The sequence below is a fragment of the Propionicimonas sp. T2.31MG-18 genome (assembly GCF_964266745.1).
In the GTDB taxonomy this organism is placed as follows: domain Bacteria; phylum Actinomycetota; class Actinomycetes; order Propionibacteriales; family Propionibacteriaceae; genus Propionicimonas.
In genome coordinates this window covers 532,468-550,078 of the sequence record NZ_CAXWGX010000023.1, presented here as the reverse complement: position 1 = coordinate 550,078, position 17,611 = coordinate 532,468, and the positions used below count along the sequence as shown (strand labels likewise).

Genomic DNA, 17,611 nt, shown 5'->3' with positions numbered 1-17,611 from the left:
ACGGCTAGGCCGTCTTGCGGGAGGCGATGTACTGCTGGAGGAGCACGGCGGCGATGATGATCGCGCCCTTGGCGATCTGCTGCACCGACAGCGGCAGGTTGTTCTGGGTGAAGATGTTGGTGAGCGTGGTGAAGATCAGGACGCCGATCACGGTGCCGAAGATGGTCCCCCGTCCGCCCCTGAGCAGGGTGCCGCCGACGACGACGGCGGCGATCGCGTCCATCTCGTAGAGGCTGCCGTGCGTGGACGTGCCGGCCATCGTGCGGCCCATCATCATCACGGCGGCGATCCCGACGGTCAGGCCGCTGAGCGCGTACAGCATCACGATGTGGCGATCGGTCTTGATCCCCGCGAGCCGGGTCGCCTCGACGTTGCCGCCGATGGCGATCGTCCGGCGCCCGAAGGTCGTCCGGTTGTACAGCACCCAGCCGCCGGCGGCGACCAGGGCGAAGATCCAGACCAGGACGGGGATGCCGAGAGGGTCGTTGCTGAAGAACTGCTCGAAGCCGCGGACCTTGATGATCTGCGTCTGGCGGTTGGCGATCCACTCCGCCAGGCCCTTGGCCGCGACGAGCAGGGCGAGGGTCGCCATGAAGGGCACGATCTTGCCGTACGCCACCATCACCCCGTTGAGGATGCCGCCCACCACGCCGACGGCGAGCGCGACGAAGACCATCAGGAGCCACGTGGTGGAGTCGGCGTAGTACTGGGTCGCCCCGGTGGTGGCCCACACCGTCGCCAGGCCGAGCATCGACCCCACCGACAGGTCGATGCCACCGGAGGTGATCACGAAGCACTGCCCGATCGAGACCACCCCGATGATCGCCGCGAGGCGCAGGATCGTCATGGTGTTGTCGATGCTGGCGAACCGCGCGCCGGCCGTCAGGTAGCCGATCAGGCAGATCACCAGGAAGGCGATGACCAGGCCGAGGTTCCTCGTGACGCTCGGTGGCAGGCGCCGCCGGGAGGTGGCGGGGACAGCAGGGGCCTGGGCGCTCATGCCGGGGTTCCTTCCACGATGAGGTCGAGAATCTGGTGCTCGTCGATCTCCGCTGCCGGGGCGGCGTGGACGACCCGTCCGTCCGAGATCACCAGCACCCGGTCGGCGAGGCCGACGACCTCCTCCAGTTCGGAGGACACGATGACGATGGCGACGCCGGTGGCCGCCAGCTCCCTGATCAACTGGTAGGCCTCGGCCCTGGCCCCCACGTCGACGCCGCGCGTGGGCTCGTCCAGGAACAGGACCTTCGTGCCGTGCGCGAGCCAGCGGCCCAGGAGGATCTTCTGCTGGTTGCCGCCCGACAGCGTGCGGGCCTCCCGCTCGGGCCGCGCGGGGACGATGCCGAGCCTGCCCACCTGCTCGCGGGCGATGCCGAGCTCCGCCGCGTCGTCGACGAAGCCGAGCCGGGCCAGGCGGGCGAAGATCGACAGTGTGATGTTGCGCGTCACCGACTCGTCCAGCAGCAGGCCCTGGCTCTTCCGCTCCTCGGGGCAGAAGCCCATGCCCTTCGCCACGCTGGCCGCGACGTTGCCGCGCCCGACCGGCACGCCGGAGACGCGCACCTCGCCGGACGTGGCACGCCGCGCCCCGTAGACGGTCTCGAGGATCTCCGAGCGCCCGGAGCCGACGAGCCCGGCCAGCCCGACGATCTCGCCGGCGTGGACGTCGAAGCTGACGTCGCGGAACACGCCGTCGAGAGCGAGATCGCGCACGCTCAGCACGACCTCGTCGGACACCTCCGCAGTGCGGGGCGGGAAGTCCAGGGTGCCCTCGTGCCCGGTCATCATCGCGACGACCTGGGACGTCGTGGTGTCGCTCACCCGCAGGCCGCTGGCCACCGTCTTGCCGTCCTTCAGCACGGTCAGCCGGTCGCCGATCTGGCGGATCTCCTCCAGCCGGTGCGAGATGTAGATCACGGCGATGCCGTTGGCGACCAGGTCCCTGACCACCCGGAAGAGGTTCGCCACCTCCTCGGAGTCGAGGACGGCGGACGGCTCGTCCATGATGATCAGCTTCGCGTCGTGGGAGAGCGCGCGGGCCATCGAGACCACCTGCTTGCCCGCGGCGGAGAGTGACTCCACCTCGGTTCCGGGGGCGATGTTGGCGTGGCCCAGCCGCTGCAGCACCTCCCGGGTGCGGGCGTGGGCGGACGTGCGCTGGATGAAGCCGCCGGCGCTGACCTCGTTGCCCAGGAAGATGTTCTCCGCCACGGTGAGCCCGTCGACGACGTCCAGCTCCTGGTACATGGTCGCGATCCCGGCACGGAGCGCGGCGACCGGGGTGGGGAACGAGACCTCCTGACCCTGCCAGGTGATCACGCCCGCGTCGGGCCGGTGGGCCCCGGCCAGGACCTTGATCAGCGTGGACTTGCCGGCGCCGTTCTGTCCGAGCAGGCAGTGGACCTCCCCGGGGTAGACGTCCAGGTCGACCCCGTCCAGCGCCTTGGCGCCGGGGAAGTGCTTCACCACACCGCTCGCGGTGAGCAGTGGAGCTCCCTGATGATCGTCCGTGACCATGGTCCGAGGCTAGCCCACTTTTGACATCCGTCAAGCAAAAGTCGGTTCGTTACCAACCTGTTATCGCTCGACGCTGAGCATCCAGTTGTCGAAGGGATGCAGAATTCGAGGGTGAGGGGTGATTAACTTCTGCCATGGAAGAGCTGCAACGGATCCTCCCCCGAGCCCCCGGCATCGGTGAGGTCTTCCAGCTCCTGCGGTCCGAGCCGCGGACGCGCGCGCAACTGGTGGCGATCACCGGCCAGGCCCGCTCGACCATCGCCGCGCGCCTGGACACTCTCTCCGAACTCGGACTGATCGGGCAGATCGGCGAGCGGTCGGCCGCGATGGGCAGGCCGGCGGCGTCCTTCTTCTTCCTTCCCGACGCCGGCGCCGTCCTCGCTATCGACATCGGGGCGAGCCACGTGCGCGTCGGGCTCACCGACCTGTCGGTGCACATCCTTGCCGAGAGGCACCTCGCGCTCAGCGTCGACCTCGGGCCGGAGGCCGTTCTCGGACGGGTCGTCGAGGTGTGCCGCGAACTCCTCGCCGAGGCCGGGATCGACCCCGCCCGCCTCAGGGGTGTCGGCATCGGCGTGCCGGGCCCGGTCACCCACTCGACCGGACGGCCCTCGAGCCCCCCGATCATGCCGGGCTGGGACGGGTTCGACATCGTCGGCCGGCTCCGCAGCGCCTTCGACGTGCCGGTCTACGTCGACAACGACGCCAACATGATGGCGATCGGTGAGCACGCCCACGCGTGGAAGGACGTCGCGGACCTGCTGTACGTGAAGTTCGCCACGGGCGTCGGCCTGGGGATCATCCTCGACGGCCAGATCCGGCGCGGGGCCCAGGGCTCCAGCGGCGACATCGGCCACGTCCGGGTGCCCGGCGGACCGCCCAACCTGTGCCACTGCGGCGGGACGGGCTGCCTCGAGGCGGTCATCGGCGTGCCCGCCCTGCTGGAGCAGCTGGAGCGGGCGGGACGGACGGCGACCTCCGGCGCCGACATCGTGGCCCTCGTCCGCTCGGGCGACAAGACAGCCATCCAGGTGATGCGTGACGCGGGACGCACCGCCGGAGACGTCCTCGCCGGTGTGGTGTCCCTGCTGAACCCCTCTGTGATCGCGGTGGGCGGGATCCTCGCGCAGGCCCACGAGCAATTGATCGCCGGCATCCGGGAGTCGGTGTACGCGAAATCGCTCCCGCTGGCGACCCAGAACTTGCTGATCACCGCTTCCCTTGCGGGACCGCGGGCCGGAATCATAGGTGCCAGCACCCTGGTGTGCGACCAGATCCTGTCACCGGCCGCCATCGAGGCCCTGGTCGACGGCAGCGAAGCGCGCGAAGGAGAGTCATGACGACGGGTGAATCCGTGCGGCGGGCCCTTGTCGTGCGTGGCGGCTGGGAGGGCCACACCCCTGAGGCCTCCACCGACGAGTTCACCGGCTTCCTCGCCGCGTCCGGGTTCGAGGTGATCGTCGAGGACTCCCTCGAGGCCTACGCCGACGCAGAACTGATGGGCTCGCTATCGCTGATCGTCCAGTCCTGGACGCAGGGCGACATCCTGCTCGACGAGTTCCGCGGCCTGCGCGAGGCGATCACCAGCGGCGTCGGCTTCGCCGGCTGGCACGGCGGGGTGCTCGACGCCTTCCGCCAGACCGTCGAGTACAGCCAGATGCTCGGCGGGGTGTTCACCGCCCACCCGCACGGCATGGTTCCGTACCGGGTGACGTTCTCGGAGGAGGGCGCGGCCCACGCGCTCACGGCCGGCCTGCCCGACTTCGACATCACCTCCGAGCAGTACTGGGTGCTCTGCGACAGCCTGTCGACGGTGCTGGCGACGACCGACATCGTGCCGCGCCCGGGCGACCCGTGGCCCCGTCCGTACCGCGCCCCGGTCGCGTGGACCCGCCAGTGGGGCGCGGGCCGGATCTTCATCACGACCCTGGGCCACGGCGTGGACGACCTGCGCCACCCGACGCTCCACGAACTGATCACCCGGGGCATGCTCTGGGCCGCTCGCTGACGAGGACGGCGCGGCACGGTCACGCCTGACCCGTGCGTGCTCGCGGCGCATCCCGGCCGCTCCGTCAGCCTCCACGACGCCTCGGTGGCGTGGCCGTGCCCGGTGGCGGCGAGGTCGAGCACCCGGTCGAGGGGGGCGCGTCCACCCTCGCCACCGCGACCAGCGCGATGCCGAGGTCCCGCAGTCCGGTCAGCAGGCCGTGCAGCTGCGCCTGGTCGGCCTCGGGGGCGGTCAGGGAGGTGGTGCCGTCGGGGTGGCGTTCCAGCGCCCACCCCCCGGGCCGGCCCGCGTGGTGGTCGTCCAGGTGCCCTTCGACGCGGACGGTGAAGCCGCCGCTCCCGCTCATCGGAGGCCTCCCGTTCCCGTGAGGGCCGCGGCCCGCCACATCCGCGGCCCGCACCGGTCGGTGCTCGCGGTCGGGATCATCACACGGCCTGGGCGACCCGAACCGGCCGTTCCTCCGCCGGGGCGGACGCCCGGCGCCACGCCGACCAGCCCAGACCCATCAGCGCGATGCCGGTCGGGATCGCGAACGGACGGTTGAACGCCTCCGGCAGGACGGCCAGCGCGAGGGTGCTGATGGTGGCCACGGCCAGCAGCGCACTCGCCCAGCGGGCGACGACGCCGCCGCGGAAGAGCGCGATGCCGAAGACCAGCCCACCGACCATGTAGCCGATGCCGGAGACGCTCAGCAACACCTGAACGTTGCCGATGTCACCGGCCGGGGTGCCGCCGAGGGCGGCGGTCAGCACGTCCTGGACGTAGCCGGGCGAGGTCCGCACGATCGCGGGGAGGACGTAGCCGGCGATGATCTCGACGCTGAACATGGCCAGGTAGCCGGCGCTGAACAGCAGGGAGCCGACCAGGCCCAGCACGCCCAGGCGGCCCGCGTGCCTGGTGTACAGGGCGGCGACGCCGACGAGGACCAGCACCGTCATGACCGCCTTCAGGGTCTGCCGGACGAGGAACTCCGCCGTGCCCACGAACTCCAGCGTGAGCGGGGGGTGGTTGATCTGGATGCCGATGAAGATGGCGCCCGCGGCGCCGAGGCAGGCTCCGGCGATCTGGCCGAGCCGGCGGTTCGAGAGGGTCATGGTGTCGCTCCTGGTGTGGGTCTCCGTCCGGACGGGCGTCCGTGATGCCAGGGACGCTAGGGCCGCAGGTGGTGAGTCCACATCGCCAGATGATGTGATCGCCGGTGGTGAGGCGGCCGCCTAGAGGAGCCCGCGTTCACGGGCGCGGCTCACCGCGGCGCGCCGCGTCCTCACGTCGAGCTTGGTGAAGATGTGCCGGGTGTGGGTCCGAAGGGTGTTGATGGAGACGAACAGGTGCGACGCGATCTCGGGCCCGCTGAGGTCGCTCGCCAACAGCCGGAGGACGTCCAGCTCCCGTTCGCTGAGCGGTTCGCCCGGCAGGCCCAGGCGCAGGTCGGGCAGCCCGGCCCCGGTCCGGCCGAGGAGGTGCCGGGCCAGTGCGGCAGAGGGTTCCTTCGAAGCTGAGACGCCGGCAAGGAGCTCGCCCATGGCGGCGCCCTCGTCGAGGAACAGCCGCACGTAGCCGGCGGGAGCGCCGTCGGCCAGGGCCTGTGCGAGGGACGCCTGCGCGCGCCGCTCCTCCCCGAGCGCCTGCAGGGCCAGCGCCCGCACCATCCGTGCCTCCACCAGGCTCCCCCACCGGCCCGCTGATTCCGCCGCGGCGACGACGCCGTCCAGGACGGTGAGCACCCGGCGCAGCCCCGCGTCCGCCCCGGGGACGCCGGATCGCTGCTCCGCGACCACCAGCCGCGCCAGGGTCAGGAGGTCGTACTCGCTGAGGTACGCCGCGGGGTCGGCATCGGCCACCCCTCTCTCGGCCGCCCACTCCCGCGCCTCGCGGAGACGTCCACCCGCGATCAGCAGCCGCGCCCGTCCGGCCGGCAGCGGCCGCGTGTCGGGGAAGAACCCCGGAAGGTACAGCCGCTCGGCGGCGGCGAGTTCCTGCAGCGCGGCTTCGACGTCACCGCCGGCCCGCAGCAGGCCGGCCCGCACCGCGTGCCAGCGGAACCGGTTCTCCTGCAGGGAGGCCGCCTCGCCGAGGTCACGGGCGTCCGCCAGGTGCCGCGCCGCCGCGTCCAGGTCGCCCTGCTCGCGGAGGACATCGGCCAGGCCGACGTGGAGGTCGCCGACCACCATGGCGCCCGCCGCCGGATTCTGCCCGGCATCCGCGAGCGCCCGCTCGTAGAGTTGCCGGGCCTCGAGCGGGCGGCCGTTCGCGAGGGCCATATCGGCCAGGACGACCGTGCTGCCGAGCCCGTCGCTGAGGCTCCCCGCGGCGACGAGGTGGCCGACAGCCCCCCGGAAGGTCTCGATCGCCAGGCCCAGCTCGCCCCCCGCCCAGGCGGCGAGCCCGAGGAAGCCGGACGCGGCTCCCTGGACGAGGTGGTCGCCCGGTTCCGCGAGCGCCTGCGCGGCCCGTGCGTGCCGGACGGTCCCGACCACGTCGCCGGCCGCCTGCGCCAGCGCGGCCCGATAGACCGCGATGCTCGCGGGCGCGGTACGGCGCTCGTCGTCACGGGCGGCAGCGAGGTCGTCGGGCACCGGGGAGCCCGCGTCCGGGGGCGGGGTCGGCTCGAGGAGGACGGCTTCGGCGACCTCCAGCCACTCACCCGCCGCGGGCAGGTCGCCGGCGACGAGCATCTGCCAGGCGCGGGCCGTGGCCAGGACCGGACGGCGCCGCGCGGCATCGTCCGGCAGGCCGCTCACCAGGCGGAGCAACGTCCGGTCGCGGCGCCGCCGCCGCAGCCCGGGAAGCGCGTACTCCACGAGCCCGGCCACCCACTCGGGCTCGCCACCGGCGCTCGCGTGGGCCAGAGCGTCCTCGAGCAGGCCCTGCGACGCGTACCAGCGGCTCGCCGCCAGGTGCAGGCCGGGCACCGCGTCCGGGCGCTCGGCGCCGAGGCGGGCCCGGACGGCCTCGGCGAACAGCTGGTGGTAGCGGAACCAGCGGCGGTCGTCGTCGAGCGCCGTGAGGAACACGTTCGCCGCCTCGAGCTGAACGAGCCGTTGCTGCCCCCCGTCCGTGCCGGTGACCGCCTCGCACAGCGGCCCGCTCAGGCGTTCGAGCACAGAGGTGAGCAGCAGGAACTCGCGGGCGTCGGCGGGCTGCGTGTCGAGCACCTCCTCCACCAGGTAGTCGAGGACGAACCGGTGGCTCCCGGTGAAGTCCCGGACGAAGCCGTCGACCGCCGCTGCGCCGGAGGCGGTGCGCGAGCGCGCCGACAGCGCCGCCAGCTGCAGGCCGGCCAGCCAGCCTTCGGTCCTGGCGGTCAGCGCCGTCACCTGCGCGGTGTCGAGGTCGAGCTCCATCACCGTCCGCAGGAACGCCTCCGACTCCTCCGTGGTGAGGCGCAGGTCGGCCACGCGGACCTCGACCAGCTCGCCCCTGGCCCGCAGCCGGGTGAGCGGGAGTGGCGGGTCGGCCCGGGTCGTGGCCGCGACCACGACGTGGGGTGGCAGGTTCTCCAGCAGGAAGGTGACGGCCTCGTGGACGGCCGGTCCTGCGGCACGGTGGAGGTCGTCGAGCGCGATCACGGTCCGGCCGGCGAGGGCGTCGAGGTCATTGACGATGCTGACCAGCACGTCCTCGGGCGCCACCGGCCGATCGGAATCGAGCAACGCCCCGGCCTCGACGGCCACGCCGTCCGCGGCCACGGCGAGCGCGGCCACCAGGCCGGAGAGGAACTGCGTCACGTCCGTGTCCGACTCGTCGAGGGTGAGCCAGGCGACCCGGATGCCGGCCTCTCCGGCCGCGTCGACCCCGGCGGCCTCTGCCAGCCACTGGACGAGCAGGGTGGTCTTGCCGAACCCCGGCGGAGCGGCGAGCAGTACCAGCCGCGGCAGGGGGCCCGGTGCGAGGAAGGGGTTCGCCAGGCGCGCGCGGGCCACGAGGGTCCGGCGCGGGAGCGGGACCCGCAGCTTGGCACCCGGCGGCATGGCCACACGGTAGCGGCCGGACCGGTCGCCCGGCACGCCCGCACCCCGCCGGTGCCGGCACTCTGGGCGATGACCGGGGACGCCGCGTCCTACAGGTCGTTGCCCGCGTAGGACATGTTGAAGCTCTTGTTGGCCAGCGGGAAGTCCGGGACGATCGTGTCGGCGAGGGCGACCCCCAGCGCCGGCCAGGTGCTGAACGACGGGTCGACCACCTTCGCCCTTGCCAGGTGCCCCGCGGCGTCCACCTCGACCCGGTGCACCAGCGTGCCCCGCCAGGCCTCGACGACGCCGAGCCCCGCCCCGGGGCCGGCCGAACCCGAGGACGCCGGCTGCAGCCCGGACTCGGCGATCCGCGCCGCGAGGTCCGCCACCAGTCCGGCCGACACGGCGACCTCGCCGACGCGCACGTCGAACCGCGCCCGGACGTCACCGCTGACGGCCGTCACCACACGGAAGCCCGGCCCCAGGTCGACGAAGGGCTGGTCGGCCCGCGCATCGACCTCGACACCGGACGCCCGCGCGACGTACCCCAGCACGCCCATGCTCCGCGCGCTCGCCGCGGGCAGGACGGCCGTCGTGTCCAGCCGGTTGGCCACCATCGGGTGGCTGGTCGAGATCTCGGCCAGTTCGGCCACCTCGCCCGCGACCGAGGCCACCAGGGCGACGTCGGGCGCGGCGAGCAGGTCGGCCCCGCCGATCCGGATCGCCCCGCGGAGGAGCCGGTGGCCGGTGAGCCGGGCATTGTGCCTCAGCAGGGCCTCGCGCAGGCGCCCGGCGTGCTGGTTCACGATGCCGAAGCCGGTGTCGTTGACGATCGCGCCGAGGTCGTTGACGTGGTTGTAGAGCCGCTCGCACTCCAGCAGCAGCGCCCGCACGAGCCGGTCGCGCTCGGGCACCTCGATGCCGAGGGCGTCCTCGACCGCCATCGCGTACGCGAGGCTGTGCCCGACCGCGGTGTCACCGCTGATGCGCTCGGCCAGGGGGAGCCCGTCCGCCACCGCCCGTCCCTCGAACAGCTTCTCCACCCCGCGGTGCACGAAGTACAGGCGCTGGTACATCCGGACGATGGTCTCCCCGACCACGGAGAACCGAAAGTGGCCCGGTTCGATCAGCCCGGCGTGCACCGGACCCACCGGGATCTCGTAGACGCCCTTTCCGGTCACCTCGTCGAACGGGAAGCCCGCGCTGCCACCGAAGTCCGGCGCAGCGTCGGCGTCACTGAGCATCGGGTGGTACCCGGTCGGCCAGTGCCCGTGCCTCACCAGCCGGTACGGCTGGGGGTGCTCGCGGGGGACGATCCCGTAGAGGTCGCGCATCTCGCGCTCGAACCGGCCGGCGGTGTAGGAGACGCCGGCGAGGGTCGGCAACCAGGCGTCGTCGCGCGGCACCTCGACGACCACCTCGACGCGCTCCCCCGCCCTTCCGAGCAGCACGTGGACGACCCGGAAGAGCGCCGGTCCCCCGACGGGACGGTCCTCGTGCGCGGCCACCAGGGCGAGGCGGAAACCGCGGTCGAGCACGGCGGCGACGGTGGCGACCAGGTCGTGCCGGCCGACCGCCAGCACCTCCGGGGCATGGAGGCGGCTCATCGGACGCCTCCGAGGGCCGCGACCGCGGCCAGCAGCGGTCCGGAGAGCGGCCAGGCGGCGAACCCGAGGACGGCGGCGGCGGCGAGCGCGATGCCGATCGGCACCTGCCGGAACCGGGCGGGACGGTCGGGTGGGGCGGACGACGTCCGGGCAGCGTCGCGGTCGGGCTCGGCCCCGACGGTCATCGCCACCACGTGGCGGACGATGCCGGCGAACACCACCAGGAGGAGCGCGCAGGCCACGAGCATCTGCCAGCCGAGGCCGCGCTGGAAGCCGGCGACGATGATCGCCACCTCCGTGAAGAACGTGACGAACGGCGGGAACCCGAGCAGCCCGGCGGCGCCCAGGAGGAACGGGCCGCCCAGGTCGGGCCGGCGCCGCAGCAGGTTGCGGACGTCGGCGATGTGGTGACTGCCGGCGAACCCGAGGATCCGCCCGGCGAGCACGAACATCGACGACTTGATCAGCCCGTGGCCCAGCATGTGGAGAAGGAGCGCGGCGATCGCGAACGGCCCGCCGGCGGCGGCGCCCAGCGCGAGCAGGCCCATGTGCTCGATGCTGCTGTAGGCGAGCAGCCGCTTGAAGTCCTTCTGGGTGATCACCAGCCCGGCCGTCACCGCCAGCGACAGCAGCCCTGCCGCGCTCAGCAGGCCGCGCATCAGCTCCGGCCCCAGGGCGGCGTCCGCGATCGCCTGCACGCGCAGGACCGCGTAGAAGGCCACCGAGAGCAGCACGCCCGACATCAGCCCGCTGACCGTCGACGGCGCCTGGCTGTGCGCGTCCGGCAGCCAGGAGTGCGTGGGTGCGAGGCCCGCCTTCGTCGCGAACCCGAGGACGGCCAGGGCGGCACCGGCCCGGGTGAGCGCCGGGTCGAGGCCCGCGGCGTGGGCGACCAGTACCGTCCACGACAGGGACGGCTCGCCGGTGCCGTGGCTCGCCGCCGACAGCAGGACGATCCCGAGGAACGCGATCGCGACGCCCACCGAGCCGAGCACGACGTACTTCCAGGCCGCCTCCAGCGCGCCGCGTCCACCCCGCGCGCCCACCAGGAAGGCGGTGGTGATGGTGGTGAGCTCGATCGCCACCCACATCAGCCCGACGTTGTCGGCGACCACGGCGAGGCTCATCGCGGAGAGGAAGAGGCACAGCAGCGTGGCGAAGGTGCCGATGTTGCGACCCTGGTGCGTCCGGTGCGGGATCCCTCCCCACAGGGCGACGACCGCGACCGCCCCCACCACGGCCAGCATCCAGGCGCTCAGGGCATCGACGCGCAGCAGACCGCCCGCCGCCGTCAGCGGCCCGGCCGAGCCGACCACGGCGACCAGCGCCACGCCCACGCCGAGCAGGACCACGGCGGCGCTGACCGGCAGCCACAGCGTCCAGCCGCTGCGCCGCCGCAGGGCGCTCGCCGCACCCAGCAGCAGCGGGAGGACCACGGGAATCCAGATGAGGACGGCCATCAGTCGTGCAACTCCCTCAGCTCGGGGACGTCGATGTGGCCCTGTTCGGCTTGCATCCGCACCAGCAGGGCCCCGAGGATCAGGACCACGAGGAGGACGTCCAGCGTCGCCCCGAGCTCGACCACCAGCGGCAGCCCTCCGGAGATCAGGAACGAGACCGTCGCGATGCCGTTGTCGAGCATCAGGAAGCCGACGAGCTGGGTGATCGCCGACCCCCGGATCAGCAGCTGCCAGAATCCGAGCAGGATCAGCGAGAAGCCGACCGGGACGGCGCGCAGGGCCGGGTCGGCAGCCTCGCCCACCAGCGGCCCGCTGACGGCGTAGGCCAGCACGGTCAGGCCGGCCGCCCCGATGAGCTCGACGGCCGGCTTCGCCAGCGCGGCGTTGTCCCTGGTGGCACCGGCGCGGCGAGCGCCGCGGGCCATCGCCCAGGGCAGCACCCCCGCCTTCACCACGAGCACGAGGGCCGCGACGAGCGGCGCCGTCGGCTCCCCCGCCCGGACGCCGACGGTCAGCACCAGCCCGGCGAGCGCGACCCCCTGGACCACGAGCAGCCCGATCGCGCGGATGATCGTCCGGCCCCACACCTGGAGGACGGCGGTGAGCAGCAGCAGGCCAGTGGTGGTGGCCAGCAGTTGCTGATACAGCTGTGTGGACATCGGCGGCCTCCTCTAGAACACCAGGTAGGAGGCGCTCACCGAAAGGAACGCCAGGACGAAGGATCCCGCCAGCAGCTCCGGGACGCGGAAGAGCCGGAGCTTGGCGATGAAGACCTCTGCCGCGGCCAGGACCGCGCCGAGCACGACGAGCTTGGCGAACACCGCGCCGACGCCCACCAGCAGGCTGAGCGGGGCCGCGTCCGGCGCCACGCCCCACGGGACGGCGAGGTTGGCGACCAGCCCGAGGAGGGCGGTCAGCCGCAGCCAGGACCCCAGTTCGAGCCAGCCGAGGTCGCGGCCGCCGCTCTCCAGGATCATGGCCTCGTGCACCATGGTCAGCTCCAGGTGGGTGGACGGGTTGTCCACGGGCAGCCGTCCGGTCTCGGCGATGACGACCACCACCAGGGCGAAGATCGCCAGCAGGCTGACCGGGTTCAGCAGCGAGATCGGATCCGCCACGCGCGCCTGGACGATCGCCGCGAGGTCGGACGTGCCCGCCGGCACGCTCAGTGCGTACACGCTCAGCAGCACGGTGGGCTCGACCATCGCGGCGATCACCATGTGCCTGCTCGAGCCCATGCCGCCGAACGCCGTGCCCGACTCCAGGCCGAGCAGCGCGAGCGACACCGTCCCCACCAGGAGCACGGAGACCACGACGAAGAGGTCGCCCGGCACGCTGGCAAGGGCCACGGTGCTCACCAGCGGGATCAGCGCGCACAGCATCAGGCTCGACGCCATCAGCACGATCGGCGCGAGGGTCAGCACCGGCGTGGAGCCGGGAGCCCGGGTCGGTTCCTTGGCGAGCAGCTTGATGAGGTCGCGCCACGGCTGCCACACCCCGGCGCCGACGCGTCCCTCGAGCCGTGCGCGGACGGTGCGCATCACGCCGATCAGCAGGGGCGTGACGAGGACGGCCACCACGAGGTGGACCAGGATCACGGCGAACGAACCGGGGGTCACAGCGCCACCACCACCAGCACCAGCACCAGCGCGGCGAAGGAGATCCCGATGTAGCGGTGGATGCTGCCGTTCTGGACGCGCCGGGCGAGGTCGCCGGCCCGGGCCAGGGCCCGCGTCGCCGGCAGGTAGAGCCGGCTCTCGACCACGTCAGCCGTCTCCTGCGTGAACGACATGTGCTCCACGATCATCGGCGCGCTGTCGGGGTGCACCACGTCCACGGCCCTCCTCGCCTGCAGGGACGCCCGGAAGACGCGCACCACCGGCTCGGAGTAGCTGGTGGCGTTGTACTCCATCCGCGGGCTCGTCCGTTCGCCACCGCAGCCCCATGCCAGCGCCACCTCGCGCCGGGGGTGCCGGCGGGCGAGCACCACGTTGACCGCGACCAGCGGCACGAGGACGGCCGCGGCGAGCACGGTCAGCGCCACGGGGTCGAGCACGGCCGCCGCGGCCCCGACCGCCAGTCCTGCCCCGTTCACGCTCGCCACGCCCGTTGCCGCCACGGCGGCGGCCAGCGCCTGCGACAGCGGGCCGGGAACCAGTCCCAGACCGACCACGAGCACGGCTCCGGCCACCATCGCCGTGCGCATCGCGACGCCGCTCTCGCGGGCGTCGGCCGCGGCGCTCGTGCGCGGGCGGGCAAGGAAGCCGATGCCGTACGCCTTGACGAAGGTGAGCAGGCCGAGGCCGATCGTGAGGGCGACGATGCCCATCGTGACCGGGATCACGATCGCCAGCAGGCGGTCGGTCCTCGCGTCCACGTGAATGAGTCCCTGCAGCAGCACCCACTCCGCGACGAAGCCGGAGGTGACGGGCAGCGCGGCGGCGCCGAGCGCGCCCACACCGAACGCGCCGGACGTCCACGGCATCCGGGCGGCCAGCCCGCCGAGCAGGTCGAGGTCGCGCGTCCCGGTGGCGTGCAGGACCGAGCCGGCCCCGAGGAACAGCACCGACTTGAACGCCGCGTGGCTGACGGCCAGCAGCAGCGCGGCGACCAGCGCCACGTCCGCCACCGCCGACTGCCCCGAGTCGCGCAGCAGCAGCCCGACCCCGACGGCGGTCGTGATCAGGCCGATGTTCTCCGTGGTCGAGTAGGCGAGCAGCCTCTTCAGGTCGGCCTGCACGGACGCCTGGAGGATGCCGTACAGCGCCGAGACCACCCCCAGGGCGACCAGCACCAGCGCCCACCACCGGGGGCCCGCGGGAAGCAGCCGCAGCGTCAGCAGCAGCATCCCGTACACGCCCATCTTCACCATGGCAGCGCTCATGGCGGCCGACATGTGGCTGGGTGCCTCAGGGTGCGCGCGCGGCAGCCACACGTGCACGGGGACGAGCCCGGCCTTGGTGGCGAACCCGGTGACCAGCAGGGCGAAGGCGAGGTCGGCGGCGGGCCCGGCCACGCCCGCCGTCCGCATCGCCGCGAAGGAGGTGCCCGAGCCGGCGGCGACCAGCACGCCGAAGCCGGCCAGCAGGAGCAGGAAGCTGAGGTGGGTCATCACCGCGTACCAGACGGTCGCCCGGCGCACCGGGCCGCGGGCCGCGTGGTCGGCGAGCAGGAGCACGGTCGAGCCGAACGCCATCAGCTCCCAGGCGAGCAGGAAGCTGATCGCGTCGGCCGCAGCGGGCACGAGCTGGAGTCCGACGGCGAAGACGGCGAACGCCGTCCAGCCGGTGCGCGACGCCGCCGCGCCGTGGGCGTAGCCGATGCCGAAGAGCGCGGCCAGCGCGACGACGACGCCGGCCAGGGCCATGAACAGCCCGCCCAGTGCGTCCGGGGCGAGGACGAGGGCGTCCAGCGGCGCGGTCAGCGGGAGGGCCACAGGAACGGGCACGCCCCCGGCCTCCACGCCCAGCAACGCGGCCACGCCGGTGACGGCCCCCGCGAGCCCGGTGGCGACGAGCGCTCCACCGGCGGCGAGGTTCCGCGCGCGCGGCGGGGCGAGGACGGCGGCCACAACGGCCAGCGCGCCGACGGCGAGCTGGGCGAGCAGCCCGGCGTCCACGAGAGTCGGTGCGAGCAGGGCGCTCACCGCCCGGTCACCGCCCGCAACGCCGCCACGATGGCGCGCGGGTCGGGAGGGCAGCCGGGCACGTGGACGTCCACCTGGACGACGTCGTCCACCGAGCCGGCGACGGCGTAGGAGCCGGCGAACAACCCGCAGCCGCGGGTGCAGTCCCCGATCGACACCACGACGCGGGGGTTGGGGGTGGCGTCCACCGTGTTGCGCAGGGGTTCGGCCATGTTCTGGGTGACCACGCCCGTGACGGCCACCACGTCGGCGTGCCGGGGGGAGGCCACCAGCCGCGCCCCCACGCGCTCGGCGTCGTAGACAGGGCCGAACGCCGCGCCGACCTCGATCTCGCAGCCGTTGCAGGAGCCCGCGTCGACGTGCCGCACCTGCGCGCTCCCCCGCAATGCGGGGGGCACGTCGAAGCCGTCACGGACGACGAACGCGCCGTCCGCGGGCGGCTCGAGCGGCTCGGCGACGCGTCCGGTCCGGGTGATCAGGCGCAGGAGGCGGGCCGTGCTCATCGGTCACCACCGCCGACGGCGACGGCCTCCTCGTCCAGGTCCGCCTGCAGTTGGGCCTGGTCGGCGAGGAGCTCGCCCAGGGTCGTGCGTGCCGCCGCCAGCAGGCCCGCGGCCGAGGGGATCATCAGCGAGTAGCGCACCTCGCCACCGAGCCGCTGCTGCCGGACGATGCCGGCCCGCCGCAGCACGGCGAGCTGCTGGGAAAGGGTGCTCGGCTCCACGTCCATGTTGGCCAGGAGCTCGTGCACGGCGTGCTCACGTTCGCAGAGGAGCTCCAGCACGCGGATCCGCACCGGATGTCCCAGCGTGCGGAACAGCTCCGCCTTCGCCTCGTGGCGCGGTACCGGCATGCAGACTCCTATACTTGACGATTTTCAAAAGTACAGGACTTCGGACGCGCCGTGCCGCCCGCCCGACAGATGGACGCCCTCTACGCCCGCAGCCCGCCCGCGCCCCCAGCCCAGCCCGGCCGCGCACCCAGCCCTCCCCGTCCGCGCCCCCAGCCCAGCCCGGCCGCGCTCCCGAATGCAACGGTCGCTGCCGGAATTCCGGCAGCGACCGTTGCATTCGGGGGCAGGAACGGAGACGGGGGGCCGCCTATGCTCCGGCGCGGAGGGTGTCGATGATCGGCGCGGTCGGCCGGCCAAGGATCCGGGACAGGTCGCCGGTGTCGATCGCCAGTTCGCCGGCGGCGATGGCGGCGTCCACCCCGACGGCGAAGCCGATCGTCCCCTCGTCGAGGCCGAACGACGCGAGGATCGCGGCCTTCTCCTCGCCGCTCACCCGACGTACCGCGACGGGGCGTCCCAGGACGGCCGAGTAGTCCGCGGCCAGGTCGTCGACGCTCCACGCCACGTCGCCGCCGAGGGTGTACGTCCGTCCCACCTCGTCGCCGGCCAGGACGCGGGCAGCAGCTTCGGCGAGGTCGTTGCGCGAGGCGCTCGACACGAGACCCTCGCCGGCGGCAGTGAGGATCTCGCCCGCCTGCCCGGCCGACGCGAGGTCGCGCAGGTAGTTCTCGTGGTACCAGCCGTTGCGCAGCACGACGTGGGGGACGCCGGACTCCGCGAGCGCCTGCTCGGTGGCGCGGTGCTCGGGGACGACGGGGTTGACCGAGGTCGCGGACATCGGTGCGCTGGTGTAGACGATCCGGCCCACGCCGGCCGCCTTCGCCGCCTCGATCACCGCCCGGTGCTGGGCCTCCCGGCTTCCGAAGGCGGTGCCAGACACGAGGAGCAGCGAGTCCACTCCCTCCAGGCCAGCGGCGAGGGTCTCGGGCCGGTCGTAGTCGAACGCCCGGACGGCGACGCCGCGTCCGGCGAGGTCCGCGACCGCGTCCGGACGGCGGACCAGCGCGACGATGTCGCCCGGGGCGACGCCGAGCGCGAGCAGATGGGTGACGACCAGGCGGCCGAGGTGGCCGGAGGCGCCGGTGACGGCGAGGGTCATGACTTCTCCTTCAGGTTACTTACGAATGATTAGCACTATACTCCTGATAGGACGTTGCCCAAGAGAGGACGCAGGATGGACCGCCCGTTCGACGCGTTCAGCGCACTGTGCCCGTCGCGTTCGGTGGTCGACGACGTGACCGACCGCTGGCCGGCGCTCGTGCTGATCGCCCTCCTGGAGGGCCCGCTCCGCTTCGCCGAGACCGCCCGCGCCGTCAGCGGCATCAGCGACCGGATGCTGTCCCGCACCCTGACCACCCTCGTCGGCGACGGCCTCGTCGTGCGCGACGACCGCGGGGAGCAGCACGTGGAGTACGCCCTCACTCCCTCCGGGCACCGCATCGCCGTCGCCCTTCGAGGCGTGGTCGACGCGGTCTACGACGTGATGCCCGAGGTTCTGGCCGCGCGCGCCGCGTCCGACTGACCGGAGGGTGTCGCCGCCAGCGGGTGGCGCCGCGGCCTACGCTGA

General features: G+C 73.1%; 16 protein-coding genes. 3 read left to right on the top strand and 13 right to left on the bottom strand.

Translation table 11 applies throughout. The annotated features are described in order from the left end of the window. Positions 1-4: 4 nt before the first annotated feature. Positions 5-1,000, bottom strand: a complete 996-nt coding sequence (locus ACFQQJ_RS10550; RefSeq protein WP_377106285.1) for an ABC transporter permease — start codon at positions 998-1,000, stop codon at positions 5-7. Next, positions 997-2,517, bottom strand: coding sequence for a sugar ABC transporter ATP-binding protein (locus ACFQQJ_RS10545; protein WP_377106284.1), 1,521 nt, complete (start codon positions 2,515-2,517; stop codon positions 997-999). Before ACFQQJ_RS10545 ends, ACFQQJ_RS10550 begins: the two co-directional genes overlap by 4 nt. A 134-nt stretch (positions 2,518-2,651) precedes the next feature. Here ACFQQJ_RS10545 and ACFQQJ_RS10540 point away from each other — a divergent pair, with 134 nt between their 5' ends. Continuing rightward, positions 2,652-3,857 (top strand): ROK family protein, encoded by a 1,206-nt coding sequence (locus tag ACFQQJ_RS10540; RefSeq protein WP_377106282.1) that lies wholly within the window; start codon positions 2,652-2,654, stop codon positions 3,855-3,857. After that, a complete protein-coding gene (locus ACFQQJ_RS10535) occupies positions 3,854-4,525 on the top strand; it encodes a ThuA domain-containing protein (RefSeq protein WP_377106280.1) in 672 nt (223 codons plus the stop codon). The genes ACFQQJ_RS10540 and ACFQQJ_RS10535 overlap by 4 nt, the downstream gene beginning before the upstream one ends. Positions 4,526-4,589: 64 nt before the next feature. Here the strand turns inward: ACFQQJ_RS10535 and ACFQQJ_RS10530 are convergent, their stop codons facing one another. From ACFQQJ_RS10530 to ACFQQJ_RS10480, 11 genes are all read right to left on the bottom strand, one after another. Further along, on the bottom strand, positions 4,590-4,871 hold the full coding sequence (locus tag ACFQQJ_RS10530) for a hypothetical protein (protein WP_377106279.1): 282 nt from the start codon (positions 4,869-4,871) through the stop codon (positions 4,590-4,592). Positions 4,872-4,950: 79 nt separating this feature from the next. Then, entirely contained in the window at positions 4,951-5,619 is a 669-nt protein-coding gene (locus ACFQQJ_RS10525) for a hypothetical protein (protein ID WP_377106278.1), read from the bottom strand. A gap of 120 nt (positions 5,620-5,739) precedes the next feature. Next, a complete protein-coding gene (locus ACFQQJ_RS10520) occupies positions 5,740-8,496 on the bottom strand; it encodes a LuxR C-terminal-related transcriptional regulator (RefSeq protein ID WP_377106277.1) in 2,757 nt (918 codons plus the stop codon). A gap of 89 nt (positions 8,497-8,585) precedes the next feature. Continuing rightward, a complete protein-coding gene (locus ACFQQJ_RS10515) occupies positions 8,586-10,085 on the bottom strand; it encodes an NADH-quinone oxidoreductase subunit C (protein WP_377106275.1) in 1,500 nt (499 codons plus the stop codon). Next, positions 10,082-11,545, bottom strand: a complete 1,464-nt coding sequence (locus ACFQQJ_RS10510; protein WP_377106274.1) for a proton-conducting transporter membrane subunit — start codon at positions 11,543-11,545, stop codon at positions 10,082-10,084. Before ACFQQJ_RS10510 ends, ACFQQJ_RS10515 begins: the two co-directional genes overlap by 4 nt. Then, complete coding sequence (locus ACFQQJ_RS10505; protein ID WP_377106272.1) at positions 11,545-12,204, bottom strand: hypothetical protein; 660 nt, start codon at positions 12,202-12,204, stop codon at positions 11,545-11,547. The genes ACFQQJ_RS10510 and ACFQQJ_RS10505 overlap by 1 nt, the downstream gene beginning before the upstream one ends. A gap of 12 nt (positions 12,205-12,216) precedes the next feature. Further along, positions 12,217-13,164, bottom strand: coding sequence for a respiratory chain complex I subunit 1 family protein (locus tag ACFQQJ_RS10500; RefSeq protein ID WP_377106270.1), 948 nt, complete (start codon positions 13,162-13,164; stop codon positions 12,217-12,219). After that, the gene (locus ACFQQJ_RS10495; protein ID WP_377106269.1) at positions 13,161-15,191 is read right to left on the bottom strand and encodes a proton-conducting transporter membrane subunit; all 2,031 of its coding nucleotides are present in this window, start codon (positions 15,189-15,191) and stop codon (positions 13,161-13,163) included. The genes ACFQQJ_RS10500 and ACFQQJ_RS10495 overlap by 4 nt, the downstream gene beginning before the upstream one ends. Beyond that, positions 15,188-15,694, bottom strand: a complete 507-nt coding sequence (locus ACFQQJ_RS10490) for an NADH-quinone oxidoreductase subunit B family protein (protein WP_377106268.1) — start codon at positions 15,692-15,694, stop codon at positions 15,188-15,190. The genes ACFQQJ_RS10495 and ACFQQJ_RS10490 overlap by 4 nt, the downstream gene beginning before the upstream one ends. Continuing rightward, complete coding sequence (locus tag ACFQQJ_RS10485; protein ID WP_377106267.1) at positions 15,691-16,044, bottom strand: ArsR/SmtB family transcription factor; 354 nt, start codon at positions 16,042-16,044, stop codon at positions 15,691-15,693. The genes ACFQQJ_RS10490 and ACFQQJ_RS10485 overlap by 4 nt, the downstream gene beginning before the upstream one ends. A gap of 247 nt (positions 16,045-16,291) precedes the next feature. Next, positions 16,292-17,143, bottom strand: a complete 852-nt coding sequence (locus ACFQQJ_RS10480; protein ID WP_377106265.1) for an SDR family oxidoreductase — start codon at positions 17,141-17,143, stop codon at positions 16,292-16,294. Between the two features lie 75 nt (positions 17,144-17,218). Between ACFQQJ_RS10480 and ACFQQJ_RS10475 the strand changes: the two genes are divergently transcribed. Then, positions 17,219-17,566: a winged helix-turn-helix transcriptional regulator gene (locus ACFQQJ_RS10475; RefSeq protein ID WP_377106264.1), complete on the top strand. Its 348-nt coding sequence runs from the start codon at positions 17,219-17,221 to the stop codon at positions 17,564-17,566. The last annotated feature ends 45 nt before the right edge of the window (positions 17,567-17,611 follow it).

What these genes read in the sequence shown, in the direction of transcription:
- ACFQQJ_RS10505 (WP_377106272.1), bottom strand. Translation starts at nt 12,204, where the DNA reads ATGTCCACACAGCTGTATCAGCAACTGCTGGCCACCACCACTGGCCTG.
- ACFQQJ_RS10550 (WP_377106285.1), bottom strand. Translation starts at nt 1,000, where the DNA reads ATGAGCGCCCAGGCCCCTGCTGTCCCCGCCACCTCCCGGCGGCGCCTG.
- ACFQQJ_RS10515 (WP_377106275.1), bottom strand. Translation starts at nt 10,085, where the DNA reads ATGAGCCGCCTCCATGCCCCGGAGGTGCTGGCGGTCGGCCGGCACGAC.
- ACFQQJ_RS10535 (WP_377106280.1), top strand. Translation starts at nt 3,854, where the DNA reads ATGACGACGGGTGAATCCGTGCGGCGGGCCCTTGTCGTGCGTGGCGGC.
- ACFQQJ_RS10530 (WP_377106279.1), bottom strand. Translation starts at nt 4,871, where the DNA reads ATGAGCGGGAGCGGCGGCTTCACCGTCCGCGTCGAAGGGCACCTGGAC.
- ACFQQJ_RS10480 (WP_377106265.1), bottom strand. Translation starts at nt 17,143, where the DNA reads ATGACCCTCGCCGTCACCGGCGCCTCCGGCCACCTCGGCCGCCTGGTC.
- ACFQQJ_RS10510 (WP_377106274.1), bottom strand. Translation starts at nt 11,545, where the DNA reads ATGGCCGTCCTCATCTGGATTCCCGTGGTCCTCCCGCTGCTGCTGGGT.
- ACFQQJ_RS10545 (WP_377106284.1), bottom strand. Translation starts at nt 2,517, where the DNA reads ATGGTCACGGACGATCATCAGGGAGCTCCACTGCTCACCGCGAGCGGT.
- ACFQQJ_RS10475 (WP_377106264.1), top strand. Translation starts at nt 17,219, where the DNA reads ATGGACCGCCCGTTCGACGCGTTCAGCGCACTGTGCCCGTCGCGTTCG.
- ACFQQJ_RS10485 (WP_377106267.1), bottom strand. Translation starts at nt 16,044, where the DNA reads ATGCCGGTACCGCGCCACGAGGCGAAGGCGGAGCTGTTCCGCACGCTG.
- ACFQQJ_RS10490 (WP_377106268.1), bottom strand. Translation starts at nt 15,694, where the DNA reads ATGAGCACGGCCCGCCTCCTGCGCCTGATCACCCGGACCGGACGCGTC.
- ACFQQJ_RS10520 (WP_377106277.1), bottom strand. Translation starts at nt 8,496, where the DNA reads ATGCCGCCGGGTGCCAAGCTGCGGGTCCCGCTCCCGCGCCGGACCCTC.
- ACFQQJ_RS10540 (WP_377106282.1), top strand. Translation starts at nt 2,652, where the DNA reads ATGGAAGAGCTGCAACGGATCCTCCCCCGAGCCCCCGGCATCGGTGAG.
- ACFQQJ_RS10525 (WP_377106278.1), bottom strand. Translation starts at nt 5,619, where the DNA reads ATGACCCTCTCGAACCGCCGGCTCGGCCAGATCGCCGGAGCCTGCCTC.